The organism is Coprococcus sp. AF51-11b1 (assembly GCF_027682785.1).
Taxonomy (GTDB): domain Bacteria; phylum Bacillota; class Clostridia; order Lachnospirales; family Lachnospiraceae; genus Allocoprococcus; species Allocoprococcus comes.
The window spans coordinates 113,797-133,725 of record NZ_JAQCZB010000007.1 but is presented as its reverse complement, the minus strand read 5'-3'; the positions used below and the strand labels follow the sequence as shown (position 1 = coordinate 133,725).

Here is a 19,929-nt window from a genome sequence, read left to right as displayed (position 1 = left end):
CGCCAATAGCCTTGATGGATTTATAAAAAGAGTGTGCATTTACGGCACGTAGTGCCTTTTGTTTTATAGGAAGTTCCTTCGGAATTTCCTATAAAACAAAAGAGAAAGTAACGCCTTTTTTCGCTACTTTCTCTTTTGTGCCTTTTATATTTTATTGTCCCTGGGTGCCTATTCCACCGGAAGTATTCTCCGAAGTTCCATCTGATCCCATTGCATCCAGTGCGCTCTGTGCCGAATATGCTGCCTGTGTTCCCGGATAATCAGTCGCTGCTTTTTCGTAATTGCTCTTTGCATTGTCCTTATCACCTTTACCGGCATACGCGTCTCCAAGAAGCTTGTACACACCACCATCACTATAAGAGTCATCAATCTTCTGGATCTTTTCAAGATCCGAAATGGCATCATCATAACTTCCACTCTGCACTTCATACTGCGCGGTCGAATACAGGCTCACACATACTCGCGGGAACACGGAACCGGAGATCGAATCGTAGATTTTCTGTCCCTCTTCTCCCAACGAATCCCTGTTCAGTCCAAGCAACGTATCTGCCATATCCGCATTGCTCGTTGTTCCGCCATAATACTGCTGATATACCTTGATCAGGGCATCATAGCTGTCCTGTGTGGATGCGGCGGTCTGCTTTGCCGATTCTACCTCATCACTGCTGTTACGGTATCCCTCCAGTTCATCCTTAAGCGTCTGAATCTGTGTCTTCTGTGAAGCTATCTGCTCGCTTAGTGCAATGACATTCCGGTTTTTTGTAGACGACTTTGTCTGGTTTACCGCCGGAGCGATCAGGAACCACACCACTGCCGCTCCAACCACCATACCGATCAGAATATTGACAACTGTCATCACTGCCGCATTGTCTCGCAGTGTCGCTGCAGGCTGGATGATCGTCTCATTTCCCAGATTGTATGTGACAACCGACTGTCTGCCATGCTTTTCCTCTTTAATATGTGCAACCTGCCGATTCCGCTGACGGTTCAGCTCATGCATATACCGGAGCGTAATATCATTCGTCACATCCAGCTTGAGTGCTGTCTTCAGGCTCTGTCTTGCTTTGGAATACTGTCCGGAATGCATATAAAGAAGTGCCAGAAGCTGATATGCCTTCAGGAAAGACGGATGTGCCACAACCACCTTTTTCAGCTGGATGATCGCAAGATCTTCTCCATTCTGTCTACAGTATCCAAGACACTGGTTGTATTTGTGAACTGCCTGATTCACCTTCTCCAGCTCACTTGGATTATCCTGAACCTTACTGATATAGTAGCTGGCAATATTCTCTGAAGCCCTGAAGTTTTTACTGATGATCCACTCTACAAGAGCCTCCGCTACTTCTCCACGTCCATAATAGACAAGTCCGAGAAGATTCCTCGCTGTGATATTTTCTCTGTTAAACTGCAAACTTCTTTTTAACGACACAATTGCCCCGGACAGATCCCGGATCTGCGCTTTCTTCAGTCCATCATTGTACCAGTAGTTCGACTGGTACTCGAGTTTCTGCTTATAGTCCATCAAAATCTCCCCTATTTTTTCTGATCCATCATCTCTCTTAAGATATCTGTCATATCAGACAGATCCTCCTGATATACTGCATTCTCGATATCTTCTACTTCCAGACTTGGTTTGAACTTCTTGAGTTCTTCTTCGAAATTAAGCATCTTCTCCTCCTATCAGTTCTTTTAACTCACCTACCAGATAGAGCGACCCCAGACAGTAAAGTTTCCCTTCGCTGCCCTTTTCATTCAGTGCACGTGTAAATGCATCAGCAAGCGTGTCCTCCCGATAGACCGGTCTGTCTGTATACTTTCGGAACAACGCGGCAAGTGTATCTGCCTGCGCTCCCCTTTTATTATCTACTTTGGCAATGACATAAGCATCTGCTTTCGATTCTCTGCATAAAAGCTCAATCATATGACTGTAATCCTTATCTGCAACGGCTGAAAAAAGGATTATCAGTGGATGGATTTCCCCTTCCACCTCTCTTTGCAGCCGGATACTCTTTGTAAATTCGCGGATTGCCGCAAGATTATGCGCCCCGTCAAAGATAACTCCGGGAAGAACCTCTTCCATTCTTCCCTGCCATTTAACAGATGCAACCACCTTCTGCCATTTGCAGATTTCTGCCTTTTCGCCAAATGTATATCTCATCGCCCGGATTGCAAGTGCTGCGTTCATCACCTGATAGATTCCGGTGCTGGCCACCTGCCATACGGTATTATTATCATACTCATCCAAAATAGAAAAAGCAATATGTTTGTCTGTAATTTCTTGAATTTTCAACGCATCTTTTTCCATTTTATACCACGGTGCTTCTACATTTTCGGCAGTTTCTTCTATAACCCGACTACTTCTTTCATCAGAGCCGTCAAAAAATACCGGTACGCCTTTTTTGATAATTCCGGCTTTTTCTCCCGCGATCTTTTCAATCGTATCTCCAAGGATCTCTGTGTGATCCAGTCCGATCGATGTGATCACGCTCAGGAACGGATGCTCGAAGGAATTAGTCGCATCCAACCTTCCGCCAAGTCCTGTCTCCAGTACAATATACTCTGCATCGTTCTCTTCAAATGCAAGCATACCCATTCCATACAGGAATTCAAAATAAGAAGGATGTTCCATCCCTTCCTTTTCCAGTTCTTCTGCCACCTGCCGCACCTTTGCAAAAATCCGGCAGAAGGTATCATCGTCAATATCTTTTCCATTGATCCGGATCCGCTCGTTGAGCTTCACCAGATGTGGTGATGTAAAAAATCCGACACGCTTTCCCTCAAAAAGAAGAATCGCCTGCATATATGCGCAGACGCTTCCCTTTCCGTTCGTCCCTGCCACATGAAGAACCTTTCTTCCCTGGCAGGGATTCCCCAATCTTCTCATAAATTCACGGGTATGCAAAAGCGTATGCTTCTTTGTAAATTTTGGTATGTCCTCTATATATCGGACTACTTCTTCATACTTCACAATCTTTCCCGTCTTTCTTAAGCGGAACTCTACTGCTGCCCGCTCTTTTCTTCTTTATTATTCTGATCCTGCTGTTCTCCGGACTGTCCGGCATTTTCTGTCTTCTGCTGATCGCCGTCCGTCTTTGCAGAATTCTTCTGTTCTTTTACTTCATCTGTATATTCCAGGATTTTTCCATCCATGTAAATATATTCTCTTGAAGTCCTGAAGATGGTATTGCTTGATCCGACCTGGCTGACCGTAATGATGTCTCCATCTTTCAGCTTACTGTCCGGAAGTTCGATCCTTGTATTATTGAGGAAAGTAGATTCCTGCTTTTCATCATTGATGTAAACCTTGCTCCATTTAGTAAAGTTTGTTCCGTAGAGGCTGTAGGTCTCATCCAGATTTTCTACAAGATCCGTGAGCGTAACCTCCTTGATCCCCATCTGCATATGGCCTTCTGTGATCGGCGGCTTACCATTGTATACATACTGGTCTCCATACAGAATATCATACTGTAACAGCTCCAGATCCTTCAGATAATCCTTTGTCTGGCGTCTCTGCTGGTGATAGTTGAATACCGTACCGGAATGTAATCCCAGGCGGTCCATCACATCCGCCATGATCTGGTAGGACGGAATGTTCCGGTCCTCTTTCTGAAGTCCAAGATTGTCCCAGATCACATAATTTGTATTGTACAGATAACGGTTCTTCATATCCTTTGCTTCCAGTCCCATTGTCGGCAGATGGTCACCATAGAATACGACCACAGTCGGCTCACCGCGTTCTTCCATCATTTTTACCAGATTACCAGCAAACTGATCCATCTCATATACCTGGTTCACATAGTATTCCCAGGCATTGTTCTTCTCTTCTGTCGGTGCTCCTGTTACGGTGATCTTCGGGTTCTCAATCACCTTTTCTGTCGGATAATTTCCATGTCCCTGTACACTGACTGTAAATACAAAATCCTCCTGCTCGGTAGAGTCCAGAGCGTCTTTGATGTGCGTCAGAAGAATATCATCCTTTGACCATCCATTCTCTGTTGTCTGGAGAATATTCATAAACTCTTTACTTGTAAAGCTGTCAAAACCAATATTGTTAAATACCTTCGCACGGCTGTAGAAATTACCACCGTTGTTGTGAATCGCATGGGTTCCGTAACCGAATGCAGAAAATGCAGTTGCTGCACTTTCACATACCTGATTCTTAAGCTTTGTCTTATAAGGATACTCGCCCGGTCCGAAATAACGCAGGTTCATACCTGTCAGCACTTCAAATTCTGTATTGGCTGTTCCGGCTCCTACCGAAGGAACCTTAAAATATCCGGAAGAATAATTTTCAAACATCTTGCGCAGATTCGGAATCGGATCCTCTGACATCTGCAGATCCTCATATTCAATAGGATCAAAGAAAGATTCCAGCTGTACAAACAAGACATTCGGTCTCACACCATTGTCGGATGTGCTCTCTGTCATCTCTCTATTATCCGTGATCTTCTCGATCGTGTCTTTGTTATAATCATTCGGTTCTGAAATACCTGTATTAAAAAGGCTGGCCGAAAAACAATACGGAAGTCCGTAATCCTGATAAGCAAATGCGATATTTCCAAAGTAAGTAGAAATAATCCTCTTATCTACAGCAACATTTGTCAGTAAAGAATATCCAAAAAACGCTGCAACAACAATAATCAGCATCGGGATCCTGTGCATCTTTCCTTCATACTGTCCGGCACGTCTCCACATGGCAACCAGCCAGATGAGCAGTGCCGGAACACCAATTCCCATCATCACAAGCTCTGCCACCGAGAAATAGTTTGTAAACAGTGACAGTCCTTCTGTAAATGTCTTTAGATCCTGTGCATTAAACGGCGTAACACGCTTTGCCAGCATCACTCCGTTGACAACACCCAGAAAGAGCCACAATGCACTGATGATCAGTCGTGTAAACACCCGGCGCCGCACCAGATAAGCGATTAAAAGTGTAACGAAAATCATTCCGGCATTATACAAAAATACCAGCGGTGTTCCTGTCATATACTGCCAAGCTGCAATTGCAGAATGTCTGGACAGTGCTTCAATGATAAAGTTAATGATACAAGCCCACAGTGCCTGAAGCGGCAAAGAGAACCGGTTCATTATCTTATAGTACGGTGCCATCTTTTTTGCGAATTTGCTGTTTCGCCGCTTTTCAAGAATCTGCTGTCTTCGCTCATGCTGCTTTTTTAAATGCGCCTTTATATCTCCTGGCTTCATATTCTTCAGCTTCTGCCATTTTCCTTTCAGATCCGGTTTTTTCCACTGAATCTTTTTAAAATGAATTTCCTTCATCGTCTTTTAACCCCTTACGTGTTTCTGTACCGTCAGGCGCAGTTTATGCTACGCCTGACGGTATATCCGGCTAAAAAAGAATATGCCTTAGTACTTTCCTGCAGTGATTATCTTCCTGCCTTTAAAGCCTCCAGACGTTCTTTCACCTGTTCCATCATCTGTGTATACTTTTCAAGCTTTGCTTTTTCTTCATCAACCTTTGCCTGTGGTGCTTTGCTGACGAATTTTTCATTTGAAAGCATTCCCTTTGCACGGTTGATTTCTTTTGTAAGCTTTTCTTCTTCTTTTGTCAGACGCTCGATTTCCTGTTCGAAGTCAATCAGCTCTTCCAGTGGTACATATACAGAAGCATCCGGTACTACGATCGATACGGCATCATCCGCAATACCTGCCTTATCAGCCTGGACAGCAAGTTCAGAAGCACTCATAAGCGGGCATGCGCATGTTGTCAGCTCTTCGAATCCTTCACAGAGCTTCTCATCTTCGCATACTACATAAACCTTTGCTTTACGGCTCGGCGGTACATTCATTTCTGCCCGCGCATTTCTGACACCACGGATAACTTCTTTCATATGATCTGTTATATTTTCAGCGTCTGCATAGCACCAGTCTTCGCTAAACTGCGGCCAGTCTGACATCATCAGAGATTTTTCCTCCGGTACCAGTGCGCTGTAGATTTCTTCTGTTACAAATGGCATAAATGGATGTAACATCTTCAGTGCATTACCAAGAACCGTCTTCAGTGTCCAAAGTGCTGCATTGGCGCTCTTATAATTTTCATCAGAATGGTAGATCCTGTATTTTACAAGCTCGATGTACCAGTCACAGAATTCATCCCAGATAAAGTCATATACTTTCTGTACTGCAATACCCAGTTCAAATTTATCCATGTTCTCAGTTACATCTTTTGCAAGTGTATTTACCTTGGATAAAATCCATTTATCGGTTACTTCAAAGTCTGCCTCATCCGGTTTGGAAATTACCTTATCTTCCATGTTCATCATGATAAATCTGGATGCATTCCATACCTTATTGGCAAAGTTACGGCTGGATTCTACACGTTCGTTGTAGAAACGCATATCATTTCCGGGTGCATTTCCTGTGATCAGAGTCAGACGAAGTGCATCTGCACCGTACTCATCAATGACCTCCAGTGGATCAATACCATTTCCAAGAGATTTACTCATCTTACGTCCCTGGGAATCCCTTACCAGTCCATGGATCAGAACAGTATGGAACGGTGCTTTTCCAGTATGTGCATATCCGGAGAATACCATACGGATTACCCAGAAGAAAATAATATCATAACCGGTTACCAGTACATCTGTCGGATAGAAATACTTGAAGTCCTCTGTCTCTTCCGGCCATCCAAGTGTTGAGAACGGCCACAGTGCTGAACTGAACCAGGTATCCAGTGTATCTTCATCCTGTGTCAGATGTGTGCATCCGCAATGCGGGCATTTTTCCGGCATCTCACGTGCAACAACCACTTCTCCACATTCATCACAATAGTAGGCCGGAATTCTGTGTCCCCACCAGATCTGACGTGAAATACACCAGTCACGGATATTTTCCAGCCAGTTCAGGTAGATCTTACCAAAACGTTCCGGTACGAATTTTAATTCGCCGGTCTTGATCGCATTGATCGCCGGTTTGGCAAGCTCATCCATCTTAACAAACCACTGTGGTTTAATCATCGGTTCAACGGTTGTCTTACATCTGTCATGTGTTCCAACGTTGTGTACATGTTCTTCGATGCTTACAAGGTATCCTTCTTTTTCCAGATCTTCTACGATTGCTTTTCTTGCTTCGTAGCGATCCATTCCGGAATATCTTCCGTATCCTTCTACGATGGTAGCATCATCATTCAGGATGTTGATTTCCGGAAGATTATGTCTCTTTCCTACTTCAAAGTCATTCGGGTCATGTGCCGGTGTGATCTTAACCGCACCTGTTCCGAATTCTTTATCAACGTAAGCATCTGCCACGATCGGGATTTCTCTTCCAACTAACGGAAGGATGACATTCTTTCCTACAATATCTTTGTACCTGTCATCGTCCGGGTGTACGGCGATTGCTGTATCTCCAAGCAGAGTTTCCGGACGTGTAGTTGCGATCTCAAGGAAACGTTCTGTTCCTACGATCGGGTACTTGATGTGCCAGAAATGTCCTGCCTGTTCCTCATGCTCAACTTCTGCGTCAGAAAGGGAAGTCTTACATACCGGACACCAGTTGATGATTCTGGAACCTTTGTAGATAAATCCTTTTTCGTGAAGACGAAGGAATACTTCTTTGACCGCATTCGAGCATCCTTCATCCATGGTGAAACGTTCTCTGTCCCAGTCACAGGATACACCAAGCTTTTTCAGCTGACCTTCGATGGTTCCTGCGTACTCTTCTTTCCACTGCCAGGTTCTCTTAAGGAATCCTTCTCTTCCGAGTTCTTTCTTATCAATTCCCTCTGCCTTTAACTGGTTTGTAACCTTTACTTCTGTTGAAATTGCAGCGTGGTCTGTTCCCGGGATCCACAGTGCATTATATCCCTGCATTCTCTTGTAACGGATCAGGATATCCTGAAGTGTATTATCAAGAGCATGTCCCATATGCAGCTTACCGGTGATATTCGGTGGCGGCATTACCGTTGTAAATGGTTTCTTACTCCTGTCAACTTCAGCGTGAAAATACTTTTCTTCACACCATTTTTCATAAAGTTTCGCTTCAATCTCTTTCGGATTGTAGGTCTTTTCAAGATTCTTACTCATTGTTTCCTCCTCTTATAAGTCCACCGCGCACTTTTGCTCTCTCTATAAAGAATAAAAAAAGCCCTTTACAATATGTAAAGGGCGTGTATAAACGCGGTACCACCTTTGTTCCACGAAATAAATCCATCTCGTATCTCTCACAGTTCTATAACGGAAACCACCCCGTGATATCCTACTCGCCCTTTTTCAGATACCCGGCTCCAAAGCTACCTTCTGCAACCACTTCCCGTAAACCGTCTCTCAGCCTATGAACGGTTCTCTCTTCTTCGGACCAGTCTGCATACTCCTCTTTCTCATTGCCTTTTCCCATAACTATTGATAATCATAGTATTCAAAGTCCGATTTGTCAAGAAGTTCATGAAATCTTTAGAACTTCTTAAAGATTAAATTTTTCACTTAACTCAAAAAAGGCGAAATCCCTCTGAATAAGAAAGATCCCGCCCTAAATTCCTAAGCCTCGTCAATCGCTTTTCCGATATCGTGGCGCATATATTTGTTATCAAATTTAACCCATTCGGTTGCTTTGTAAGCATTGGCACGGGCCTCTTTGAGCGTTGCTCCTTTGGCTGTCACACCGAGGACACGTCCTCCGTTTGTCACGATCTGATCTCCGTCAAATTTGGTTCCGGCATGGAAGCAATAGTATCCTTCATGCTTCTTGAACTCGTCAAGGCCTGTGATCGGAAGTCCTTTTTCATAAGCGACCGGATAACCGTCAGATGCAAGTACCACACAGACTGCTGCATTGTCTTCAAACTGAAGATCTACCTGATCCAGTGTTCCGTCGATACAGGCTTCGATCACATCGATCAGATCATTCTTCATACGCGGAAGAACAACCTGTGCCTCAGGATCTCCGAATCTGGCATTGTATTCCAGAACCTTCGGTCCGTCTTCGGTAAGCATCAGTCCGAAGAAGATGATCCCCTTGAACTCTCTTCCCTCTGCTGCCATTGCATCTACCGTCTTCTGGTACACATATTTCCGGCAGAATTCGTCAACTTCTTTTGTATAGAAAGGACTCGGTGAGAAAGTTCCCATACCACCGGTATTCAATCCCTGGTCTCCGTCTTTGGCTCTCTTGTGATCCTGCGCGCTTGTCATAGTCTTGATGGTCTTTCCATCTACAAAGGAAAGAACAGAAACCTCACGTCCTGTCATGAATTCTTCTACAACCATGGTATTACCGGATGCACCGAATTTCTTGTCCAGCATGATCTCTTTCACGCCGGCTTTTGCTTCTTCCAACGTATTACAGATCAGTACACCTTTTCCAAGTGCCAGACCATCTGCCTTCAGAACAATCGGAAATTTGGCTGTCTCCAGATAAGCCAGCGCTTCGTCTGCATTGTCAAAGTTCTCATATGCTGCGGTCGGGATGTCATATTTTTTCATCAGATCTTTTGAAAATGCCTTGCTTCCCTCCAGGATTGCTGCATTTTTTCTTGGTCCGAATGCGCGGATCCCGGCTTTTTCAAATTCATCTATAAGGCCGCCAACCAGCGGATCATCCATTCCTACGATTGCCAGATCGATCTCTTTTTCCTTTGCAAATGTAACCAGCTTGTCAAATTCCATCGCACCAATCGGTACGCATTCTGCAAGCTCTGCAATCCCGGCATTTCCCGGTGCACAGTACATCTTCTCTACCTTGCTGCTCTTTGCTACACAATATGCAATTGCGTGTTCTCTTCCGCCACCGCCTACGATCAATACTTTCATTGGTGCTCCTCCTTCTCTAACGGGCAATTGACACTCTGCCATCTTTTACTGTTACTTTTCCATTTGCGATCAGGTCGATCGCATGTGGAAGGATTTTCCACTCCGCCTGCTCCATCACTCGTCTCTGCAGAACCTCCGGTGTATCGCCTTCTTCTACTTCAACAGCCTTCTGGAGAATGATCGGACCGGTATCCGTTCCTTCGTCTACAAAATGTACGGTTGCTCCAACCACCTTTACCCCTCTGGCAAGTGCCGCCTCATGAACCTTCAGTCCATAATATCCCGTTCCGCAGAACGACGGAATCAGAGATGGATGGATATTGATGATCTTATTCCGGTATCTGCTGATCATTTCTTCCGGGATCACAACCAAAAATCCCGCCAGAACGATCAGATCCGGTTTCAGTTCGTCTACCTTTTCAAGAAAAACTTTGTTAAACTCTTCTCTTGTCTCAAAATCCTTCGGCGAAACGCACTGTGCCGGGATCTGATGATTCCCGGCTCTTTTGAGTGCATATGCGTTCTTATTATTGCTGATGACACCGACCAGCTCTGTATTGGTGATCGTGCCATTTTCCACTGCATCAATGATTGCCTGCAGATTGGTTCCGCCTCCGGATACAAGTACAGCAACTCTTAACATAAAGTAACTCCTTTTTCTCCTGCTTCTACATAACCAACCACAAATGCTTCATCTCCAGCTTCTTTCATTGCCTTAATTGTAGCATCTACATCCTTTTCATCGACAGCGACAACCATACCGATACCCATATTGAAGGTATTGTACATCATCTCTTCTGCAATGTTGCCAGTCTTTGCGATCAGGTTGAAGATTGCAGGGATTTCATAGCTGTCCTTCTTTACCACTGCACGGATTCCTTCCGGAAGCATTCTCGGAATATTTTCGTAGAATCCACCGCCTGTGATATGGCTGCATCCTTTGACTCTTACACCAGCTTTTTTTACGTTCTTCAGTGCTTTTACATAAATTCTGGTCGGAGCAAGAAGTGCTTCGCCAAGTGTCTTTCCTAATTCATCATAGTATGTATTTAAGGATTCTTCTGTAATGTCGAATACCTTACGAACCAGTGAAAATCCATTGCTGTGAACCCCTGTAGACGGCATTGCAACAAGTACATCACCTGGCTTAATATCAGAACCGTCGATAATGTCTTTCTTATCTACAACTCCGACTGCAAAACCTGCAAGGTCGTAATCATTTTCCGGCATCAGTCCCGGATGTTCTGCTGTCTCTCCACCTACAAGTGCACATCCTGACTGCTTACAGCCCTCTGCCACACCGCTTACGATCGTAGCGATCTTTTCCGGGTAATTCTTGCCACAGGCAATATAATCCAGGAAGAATAACGGTTCTCCACCAGAGCATGCGATATCATTCACACACATGGCAACGGCATCAATACCGATCGTATCATGCTTGTCCATTACAAATGCAAGCTTCACCTTTGTTCCACATCCATCTGTTCCGGAAAGAAGTACTGGTTCTTCCATATTCTTAATTCCACTTAAATCAAATGCACCTGCAAAACCGCCAAGCCCTCCTAACACTTCCGGTCTCATGGTTTCTTTTACATGCTTTTTCATAAGTTCTACTGATTTATATCCTGCCTCGATATCTACGCCGGCTGTCTTATAATCCAACATTTTCTATATCCTCCTGGTATTTTCACTGACATCTGTATGCCTACATCTGCTTGATATATTCTTTGTGTCCGATTTTTTCAAGCTTTTCTGCTTTTTTCTGGACGGTTTCTTTCATTTCTGCAGTGTAATCCTTCAATTTCTGAAGAAGCTCAGGATCTGAGGTTGCAAGAATCTTTGCAGCCAGAATAGCTGCGTTTGCTCCGCCATCGATCGCAACTGTGGCAACCGGGATTCCAGGCGGCATCTGAACGATTGAATAGAGTGCGTCGACACCCTCCAGATTCTTCCCTGACATTGGGATTCCGATAACCGGCATCGGGAAAATTGCTGCACACATTCCTGGAAGATGTGCTGCCATACCTGCACCTGCAATAATTACTTTGAAGTCTTTTGCTTCTGCAGACTTCGCATATTCATAAAATACATCAGGCTCACGGTGTGCCGAGATGATCGTCATCTCATAATCGATTCCAAACTTTTCCAGCATGTCGGCAGCTTTTCCCATTACTTTCATATCTGAGTCGCTGCCCATTACGATTCCAACTTTTGGCATAATGATCTCCTTTTCTTTTATCTATAAGTATTTTAATAAATAGCTAACCACTTATAAGTTATTTTACTAAGTCTGTTGCGGTATGTCAACCGTTACTTATCTGACCATTATTTAATTTTACTTATTGGTATTATTGAAAATCCATAACTAATACTAATTCAGAGGTTCATTGAGGATCTCTGTTCCCGGAAGAACAAACCGTCCATCACGGATAATTTCTGTCTCTGTTCCGTCTTTCGCCACTACAACAATGCTTCCCAGCTCATCATAAGGGATGGTGATATCGGTATGGCACTGGAAATATGCTTTCGACGGATCCTCTTTTCTCAAGATCGATATGCTGTTGTCTCTTGCAATAATCTCTTTTCCATCCGGATTGTAAACCTTTACATCCTCTGCCCAGCTGTAGCAGGTATCCCCTACTGCAAAATGCGGTCCCGTCTTTTCAGCGATCAGAATCGTATATTTATCTGCAATATCATATTTCTTCGCAACCGCATAAGCTGTGGTATTGGTTCCGATCGCAAACTCGCCGATCGGAAGTGTCTGATGATTGTGCAGAATGTTATCGAAAATATATTTTTTATTTTCTTCTTCTGAATCAAAATTGGTGCAGGTATACTCTGTGATCTTTCCTTCTTTAAAACTGATCTTCAGATTGTAATACGGAAGTCCGTGAAGAAATACCTTGCTCACAAAAAGGGTACCTTCTGTTCCTTCCAGTACCGGGGAAGTGAACACCTCACCTACCGGGATATTGACATCGGCAACACAGTTTTCAAAGATCGTCTCTTTTGCCGGATCGGCAAGCGGATGAAGCATCACTTTCAGATCCGTCTGGTTTTCGCCTGAGCCTGTTACTTTTACATACTCTCCTTTATCCAGTGCATCGATCATTGTCTGCTGCACCTTCTGGTAAAGCTTGTAATCCAGAGTATTGATCTTGATCGTTTCATCAAAGATCTCATGATACTGCTCTCCGATTTCCGGAACCGGCCAGGAAATGATCGTAAAGCTTCTCTCATCTCCCGGAAGATATTCATTGGTCAGACGTCCGGCTCTTCCATTCATCGCAACCAGAAGTTCTTCCTGCTTTTCGCTTAATTTAACTGCCTCTGGTTTAGCCTGCGGAACAAAAGTCTTTTCTCCGAAAATGTCGATCACTGCCGGTCCTGCATAGCCTGCTGCAATCTCTTTATTCTGCTCGTAAGTGGTACGCATCACTTCCAGCTTTCGCTCTACATACTGTTTATCCATCACAAGCCCGATATCATCTCTGTGGTCATAGACATACTGCTTGTTGCCGGAAATATTGAAAAATCCGATCTGGCTGTTGCGTCCTCTTGTGATCACGCTGTGACTTGTTCGGAAAATACTCGGCTTTAATCCCATTTTGGCAAAATTCTCAATGGCTTTTTTTACGATCCGTTCAAATCCCATTGCATAGTAAATGTTGACTACAGATTTTTTTGACAGGTCTTTTCCGGTATTTACAAAACCAATCCTGTATCCTTCACTGAAGGTATCTGCCATCTTATCAATCTTCTCCTGTGAAAGTGAATTTAAATATGCGGCTGTCTCTCTTTCATTTACCCCCACATATTCTCCCATACGGTAGAGATAACGCAGATCGGAAAGATCTTCATTCATGATCATATTCACAATGAAGCATCCTCTTTCCGGATCGATCTGGTCTTTGATGCGGTCTGCCGCAAATACATCACAGTAATCACTTGCATACCAGTAAAAGATTTCCTTCAGGCTTTCCGGCTGCGGCTGCTTTTCTTCTTCAAATTTGTTGTAGATTTCAATCAAAAGCTCTGCTCCGATCACAACATACTCCATACGCTGTTCCTGAACATAAGAAATGCTTCCGCGAATCTCGGTGTAAACCGCAGACAAAAAGCTTCCCAGTTCTCCTCCCAGCACCAAAACCGCATAAGCCGGATTTGCATAAGATTTCTCATAGTTTGCTTCCAGTTCGTCTGCATAAAGATCCTTCATCTCTTCCTGCAGCTCTTCTTCTGACATCTCTTTCTGCTTTCCGCTTTCCACATTCTGTTTCAGCTCATCAAGCTTTAAAATAAACCGAGCCACATGCTGGAAATACTCCCGATATGGCTCTGCTACTGTTTTTTCTTCTATTATTGCTTTTATTCTGTCAATTGCCAGATTATATCTTTCTTCCATTTATACACATCCTCTTATAAATACTAAGATCAGGGCAAGTAAAATAAATCCGTTTACAACAATTCCGATCTTGCAGGTCAGATAATTTTTATCTCTTTCTTTAAATCCTTTTACACCCGTTACAATACCGATGCAGGCAAGAATCATATCAAAAACCCCAAAGCTTCCTACCATTGCTGCTGATTTCCCTTTATTCATAAATGCCATTACAATCAATCCCGCTATCACTGCCGTAACAAGTACTGCCATCACACAGGACCAGATTCCCTTGCGGGAATGCTTTCTTTTTATCTGACCATACTTCCGGCTTCTTTTATTTCGATCTCTTTCGCGTGCTCTTTTTTTATCTCTCCTGCTTCGCATCGTGCCATCTCCTTATCATATTACAAATCGCGAAGACGATATACCCGATCACACCGCCAAGGGTGTTGAGCAGCATATCATCCACATCAAAACTCCCCACTCTTGTTACCAGCTGAAAGCACTCCACAAAGAAGCTCACTCCAAAACTGTAGAAAAGGGTAAGAAAAAAGCTGCGATACCGGCTTGCCATCGGCATAAAAAATCCAAATGGTATGAAAATCAGGACATTTCCGAACAGATTTGCATAAGATACCCATCCTAAAACATCTCGATACAGCCAAAATCTTTTTATTTCACAGAAAAGAACCAGGTTATAATGATATTCCCCGGTTCCTTCCCGTCCATACCAGTCAGAAAAAATCAGAAAGTAAAATAAAAATCCAATATACAGGACAAATAAAATCTTCCCAAGAACCCGAAGTCTTTTTCTGTTCTTTGCTTTCAACTTAAAGCGCCCTTCCTAAAATGTCAGTCCCTTTTTCGCACCAAGCAGCTTTCCACCGCTGACAAGCAAAATGATCCCGGTTGTCACACCAACAACAATAGAAATAATTCCGATCGCAATATTGGCACCGCCGGCAAGTCCCATCACCTTATATGTCTTTTCTGTCACTGTAACTCCTCCTTATTTTGCACCATACTGCTCATAGTATGCGTCGATTGCAGCCTTGATGTTGTCATCGATAACAATTTCACCATTGCATGGTTTGTTGTACAGATGCTCTACTACATCCTTCATGGTTACGATTGCATTAGTTTCAAATCCGTAAAGATCCTTTACTTCATCGAGTGCGCATTTCACACCGCCTTTTCCTACTTCCATACGGTCAAGGGATACCATCAGTCCAACAATTGTTACATCAGCGGCTCCTCTTACCTTCGGTACAGTCTCTTCCATGGATTTGCCGGATGTGGTAACATCTTCGATCATAACCACGCGGTCTCCGTCCTGAAGCTTGCTTCCGAGGAAGCTTCCCTTATCTGCTCCGTGATCTTTTTCTTCTTTACGGTCTGAGCAGTAACGGATCTCTTTTCCGTATAATTCACTGTAAGCGATCGCGGTTACAACTCCAAGCGGGATTCCTTTGTAAGCAGGTCCGAATAATACATCAAAATCATCCCCGTATTTGTCATGGATTGCTTTTGCGTAATATTCACCGAGTCTTTTGAGCTGTGATCCTGTCACATAAGCTCCTGCATTCATGAAGAAAGGGGACTTTCTTCCGCTTTTCAGTGTAAATTCTCCAAATTTAAGAACGTGGCTTTCTACCATAAAATCAATAAATTCCTGTTTGTAGCTTTCCATTTTATTTATCCTCCATCTCTTATCTGTTCTTTATTTTACAATTCCAACCATATCTTTCACAGACTCAAAGCCATTCTTCTTCATGTAGGCTTCAATTCCATCGATCACTTCCATCGTCACTGCCGGATTGTGAAAGTTGGCTGTTCCTACGGATACGGCACTTGCTCCTGCAAGAAGGAACTCGATCGCATCTTCTGCGCAGGAAATACCGCCCATCCCAATGATTGGGATGTTCACTGCCTGTGCTACCTGATATACCATGCGGACAGCGATCGGTTTGACGATCGGTCCTGATACACCTCCGGTCTTATTTGCCACCGCAAATGTCTTACGATTGATATCAATCTTCATACCGGTCAGTGTATTGATCAGGGAAACTGCGTCCGCACCGCCTGCTTCTGCCGCTTTTGCTATCTCAGTAATATCGGTTACATTCGGTGTCAACTTCATGATGATCGGCTGCTTTGCGATCTTCTTGATCTGTCCGGTCAGCTCTTCTACATGCTTTGCATCCTGTCCGAAAGCAAGGAATCCTGCATTGACATTCGGGCAGGAAATGTTGATTTCCATCATATCGATCGGTTCATCCGCAAGGCGTTCTACCACTTCAAGATACTCTTCCGGTGCATGTCCGCAGACATTCACAATGATCTTGGTATCATAGTTTTTCAGATACGGAATATCTCTTTTACAGAACAGATCGATTCCCGGATTCTGAAGTCCTATGGCGTTCATCATTCCGCCGTAAACCTCGGCTACACGCGGAGTCGGATTGCCCGGCCACGGTACATTTGCCACACCTTTTGTTGTCACAGCTCCAAGCTTGTTCAGATCTACAAATTCAGAAAACTCTTCTCCTGATCCGAAGGTTCCTGATGCCACTGTTACCGGATTCTTCCATTCTACTCCGGCAATATTTACACGCATATCCATTAGATTTCCACCTCCGTAGAAAGAAATACCGGTCCGTCTTTACAGATACGTTTGTTGTGCACATTGCTGTGCGCATCCTTTTCCTTTGACTTGCACACGCACGCAAGACATGCACCGATTCCACATGCCATTCTCTCTTCCAGAGAAATATAGCATTCGATTCCGTTTGTTTCTGCATACTGTTTGATCGCACGGAGCATCGGAGTTGGTCCACAGGCATAGATCATATCTGCTTCCAGCGCATTCTCACGGATTGCATCCATGACATTTCCTTTTGTTCCGACACTGCCATCTTCGGTTGAAATATAAAGCTCTCCTGCCTGTTCAAATTCTTCTTTCAGGAAAGTATGTGCATCACGGTATCCAACCACAATCTGCTTTTTCTCACATTCCATCTGTTTTGCAAGCTCCAGGATCGGCGGCACACCGATTCCTCCTCCCATCAGAAATACCTTCTTTCCTTCGGCCTTTTCAAATGGGAATCCATTACCAAGTGGTCCGATCACCGGAATGGTATCTCCTGCCTTCATCTGTGAAAATTCTTCTGTTCCGGTTTTTTCCCCTGTTACACGGTAAACCACACGAAGTTTTCCACCTTCTTTATCGATCTCACAGATACTGATCGGGCGTGGAAGAAGCTTGCTTCCATCATTGGTATACATGGAAATAAACTGCCCCGGTCTTGCACTCCCTGCTGCTTCTGTCTGGATCCACATACTGAAGATTCCATCTGCAAGCTGCTCCTGCGATACAACCTTTGCCTGTTCTTTTTTCTTTGTAGTCATCTTCTATTCTCCTATAATCCGGATTTGCCGGTATGTCAGAAGCTTCTGTCACACCGGCTCATTCTTTTCTCTTATCTGTTCTCAAGCGCGCCTTTGATATCTGCTACCATGGCTTCTACTGCTGCACGGGATGCATCTCCAAAGTTCTCTGCACCGTATTTTGCATAAGCTTCCTGTTTATATGCTGCAATGATTCCTCTGGATGAGTTTACGATTGCTCCAAGTCCATCTTCATTGAAGAAATGAACCAGATCTTTTCCTTTTCCACCTTGTGCACCGTATCCTGGAACCAGAATGTAGGATTTCGGCATTACTTTACGAAGGACTTTTCCCATCTCCGGATAAGTAGCTCCCACAACTGCTCCGATGTAGCTATAATCATCACCCATGCAGTCTGCTCCCCACTCGGCAACCTTTTCTCCGACCAGTTCGTAAAGCGGACGGCCATCGATCAGCCGATCCTGGAATTCTCCACTGGATGGATTGGATGTCTTAACAAGGATAAAAAGACCTTTCTTCTCTTCTTTACATACTTCGATAAATGGCTTTACTCCGTCAGATCCAAGATACGGATTCACAGTAGCGAAATCTTCATCGAACGGTACATAGGATTTGCTTCCTACCTGAACTCTTCCAAGATGTCCAACAGCATATGCTGCTGAAGTAGAACCGATATCACCTCTCTTGATATCTCCGATAACAACAAGTCCTTTTTCTTTACAGTAGTCTACCGTCTTCTTAAATGCCTGAAGTCCCGGAATTCCGAACTGTTCGTACATAGCGATCTGCGGTTTAACTGCCGGGATCAGATCATAAGTCTTATCCACGATCTCTTTGTTGAACTGCCAGATAGCTTCTGCTGCTCCTTCCAAAGTCTCGCCATACTCTGCAAATGCCTTTTTCTGTACCTGCTCTGGTACATAGGAAAGCATCGGATCCAGTCCGACAACGATAGGTGCTCCTGTTTTTTTAATGTTAGCGACTAATTTGTTAATCATCTTATTCCCTCCAGTTTTCTATTTATATTTTTGCTGTAACAGAAAGTATTGTCCTTTTGTTACCTGAAAAAAAATATTCTTTACTTATGATATCATATTAAAAACTAAAAGGGAATGCCGTTTTCGGCATTCCCTCCGGATTTCTGTTATTGATTGATTTTATTTCTCACCTGTTCCAATGCTGCATCAAGCTGATTATCTGCATTCGGATTATTCTCATCCTGCTGATATTCAACTTCTACGTCCGGCGTAATTCCTTTTTTGTGAATATTTCTTCCATTCGGAGTATAGTACTCAGCCATTGTCAGCTTCACACAGGTTCCGTCTCCAAGATCAAAAATCTGCTGAACGATTCCTTTTCCGTAAGTTGTTGTTCCGACGATCGATCCAAGTCCGTAGTCCTGGATCGCTCCGGCAAAAATCTCGGAAGCACTTGCACTGTTGCCGTCAACAACAACCGACATCGGCTTCGTAAACTGGTGTTCATCATCCGATGAGATCACCTCTTCGTGACCACTCTTGTCTTTTGTTGACACGATCGTACCTTTTGGCAGTAACAAATCCAGCATCTGTGTGACTGTCGCAAGATTGCCTCCCGGATTCGCCCGAAGATCAACCACAAGTCCTTTCATCCCCTGGTCCTCCAGACTGCCGAGTGCACTCTTGAACTGGTCATAGGTCACACTGTCAAATTCCGTAACCCGGATATAACCGATCTGGTCATCCTTCATTTCAGACTTGACTGTCTCCACCTGGATTTTTCTCCGGGTAACCGTCATTGTCACTTCCTTCGCATCATCCCCACGCAGGACTGTGATATCAACAGTCGTATTCTCTACACCGCGGATCAGCTGTACAACATCGGAAAGATCCGTTCCACTTACGTCCTTATCTCCAACCTTATACAGAATATCATTTACCTGGATACCTGCTTCATTCGCCGGGCTGTTCTCATAAACCTGAACTGCAGTGATCACCTTAGTTTCCTGATTCTGTGAAAAAACAACTCCGATTCCCGAATACTCTCCCGAAGTTGATTCCTGCAGGGATTTAGTCTGTTCTTCATCATAGTATACGGAATATGGATCTCCCAGTGCATTAATGTATCCACTGTAAAGTCCATTCTCCAGATCTTCTTTTTTCAAATCATCTGTATAAAGATAATTTTCATCAATCAGCTTTTTCAGTTTATTCAGTTTTTTCTCTTCCTGCGCATTTACAACCTTTTCCTGACTGGTTCCAAGGTCTACACCTGCGACATTCATAATTCCAAGTGCCGCAGCACCTACCATAAACATGGCGAGGGCGCCTGCAAGCGCCCCCTTCCAAAAATTCTTTTTATTATTTTCCATCATTTACTCTTTCATACCTG

18 protein-coding genes and 1 other annotated feature are annotated in these 19,929 nt (G+C 43.9%); all 18 genes read right to left on the bottom strand.

Annotated elements, in window-relative coordinates:
* Positions 1-151: 151 nt before the first annotated feature.
* Positions 152-1,522 carry a tetratricopeptide repeat protein gene (locus PGY05_RS08645; RefSeq protein WP_270475683.1) on the bottom strand — a complete coding sequence of 457 codons (1,371 nt, stop codon included), beginning with the start codon at positions 1,520-1,522 and terminating at the stop codon, positions 152-154.
* An 11-nt stretch (positions 1,523-1,533) separates the two neighbouring features.
* Positions 1,534-1,668, bottom strand: coding sequence for a hypothetical protein (locus PGY05_RS08640; RefSeq protein ID WP_022220983.1), 135 nt, complete (start codon positions 1,666-1,668; stop codon positions 1,534-1,536).
* Complete coding sequence (locus tag PGY05_RS08635) at positions 1,661-2,968, bottom strand: bifunctional folylpolyglutamate synthase/dihydrofolate synthase (RefSeq protein WP_195509582.1); 1,308 nt, start codon at positions 2,966-2,968, stop codon at positions 1,661-1,663. The genes PGY05_RS08640 and PGY05_RS08635 overlap by 8 nt, the downstream gene beginning before the upstream one ends.
* Positions 2,969-2,997: 29 nt before the next feature.
* Positions 2,998-5,205 carry an LTA synthase family protein gene (locus PGY05_RS08630; protein WP_175305360.1) on the bottom strand — a complete coding sequence of 736 codons (2,208 nt, stop codon included), beginning with the start codon at positions 5,203-5,205 and terminating at the stop codon, positions 2,998-3,000.
* A gap of 182 nt (positions 5,206-5,387) precedes the next feature.
* On the bottom strand, positions 5,388-8,042 hold the full coding sequence (locus PGY05_RS08625) for a valine--tRNA ligase (protein WP_055156372.1): 2,655 nt from the start codon (positions 8,040-8,042) through the stop codon (positions 5,388-5,390).
* Positions 8,043-8,116: 74 nt separating this feature from the next.
* Positions 8,117-8,348 (bottom strand) — a binding site (T-box leader).
* Between the two features lie 144 nt (positions 8,349-8,492).
* Positions 8,493-9,764, bottom strand: coding sequence for a phosphoribosylamine--glycine ligase (gene purD, locus PGY05_RS08620; RefSeq protein ID WP_022220987.1), 1,272 nt, complete (start codon positions 9,762-9,764; stop codon positions 8,493-8,495).
* A gap of 16 nt (positions 9,765-9,780) precedes the next feature.
* Positions 9,781-10,407, bottom strand: coding sequence for a phosphoribosylglycinamide formyltransferase (gene purN / locus PGY05_RS08615; protein WP_008372931.1), 627 nt, complete (start codon positions 10,405-10,407; stop codon positions 9,781-9,783).
* Positions 10,401-11,426: a phosphoribosylformylglycinamidine cyclo-ligase gene (gene purM, locus PGY05_RS08610; protein ID WP_270475701.1), complete on the bottom strand. Its 1,026-nt coding sequence runs from the start codon at positions 11,424-11,426 to the stop codon at positions 10,401-10,403. Before purM ends, purN begins: the two co-directional genes overlap by 7 nt.
* A 43-nt stretch (positions 11,427-11,469) precedes the next feature.
* Positions 11,470-11,982 (bottom strand): 5-(carboxyamino)imidazole ribonucleotide mutase, encoded by a 513-nt coding sequence (purE, locus tag PGY05_RS08605; RefSeq protein WP_008372927.1) that lies wholly within the window; start codon positions 11,980-11,982, stop codon positions 11,470-11,472.
* Positions 11,983-12,135: 153 nt separating this feature from the next.
* On the bottom strand, positions 12,136-14,172 hold the full coding sequence (locus PGY05_RS08600) for an aminopeptidase (protein WP_055249004.1): 2,037 nt from the start codon (positions 14,170-14,172) through the stop codon (positions 12,136-12,138).
* Positions 14,173-14,535 (bottom strand): DUF6142 family protein, encoded by a 363-nt coding sequence (locus tag PGY05_RS08595; RefSeq protein ID WP_055156367.1) that lies wholly within the window; start codon positions 14,533-14,535, stop codon positions 14,173-14,175.
* Entirely contained in the window at positions 14,516-14,980 is a 465-nt protein-coding gene (locus PGY05_RS08590; protein ID WP_008372920.1) for a VanZ family protein, read from the bottom strand. Before PGY05_RS08590 ends, PGY05_RS08595 begins: the two co-directional genes overlap by 20 nt.
* A gap of 15 nt (positions 14,981-14,995) precedes the next feature.
* Positions 14,996-15,148 (bottom strand): hypothetical protein, encoded by a 153-nt coding sequence (locus PGY05_RS08585; RefSeq protein WP_008372918.1) that lies wholly within the window; start codon positions 15,146-15,148, stop codon positions 14,996-14,998.
* Between the two features lie 12 nt (positions 15,149-15,160).
* Positions 15,161-15,841, bottom strand: a complete 681-nt coding sequence (pyrE, locus tag PGY05_RS08580) for an orotate phosphoribosyltransferase (RefSeq protein WP_055249006.1) — start codon at positions 15,839-15,841, stop codon at positions 15,161-15,163.
* A 30-nt stretch (positions 15,842-15,871) separates the two neighbouring features.
* Positions 15,872-16,774: a dihydroorotate dehydrogenase gene (locus tag PGY05_RS08575; RefSeq protein ID WP_008372915.1), complete on the bottom strand. Its 903-nt coding sequence runs from the start codon at positions 16,772-16,774 to the stop codon at positions 15,872-15,874.
* Entirely contained in the window at positions 16,774-17,559 is a 786-nt protein-coding gene (locus PGY05_RS08570; protein ID WP_022220989.1) for a dihydroorotate dehydrogenase electron transfer subunit, read from the bottom strand. The genes PGY05_RS08575 and PGY05_RS08570 overlap by 1 nt, the downstream gene beginning before the upstream one ends.
* Positions 17,560-17,630: 71 nt before the next feature.
* Entirely contained in the window at positions 17,631-18,557 is a 927-nt protein-coding gene (gene pyrF / locus PGY05_RS08565; protein ID WP_008372910.1) for an orotidine-5'-phosphate decarboxylase, read from the bottom strand.
* A 146-nt stretch (positions 18,558-18,703) separates the two neighbouring features.
* Positions 18,704-19,912 (bottom strand): S41 family peptidase, encoded by a 1,209-nt coding sequence (locus PGY05_RS08560; protein WP_442872497.1) that lies wholly within the window; start codon positions 19,910-19,912, stop codon positions 18,704-18,706.
* Between the last annotated feature and the right edge of the window lie 17 nt (positions 19,913-19,929).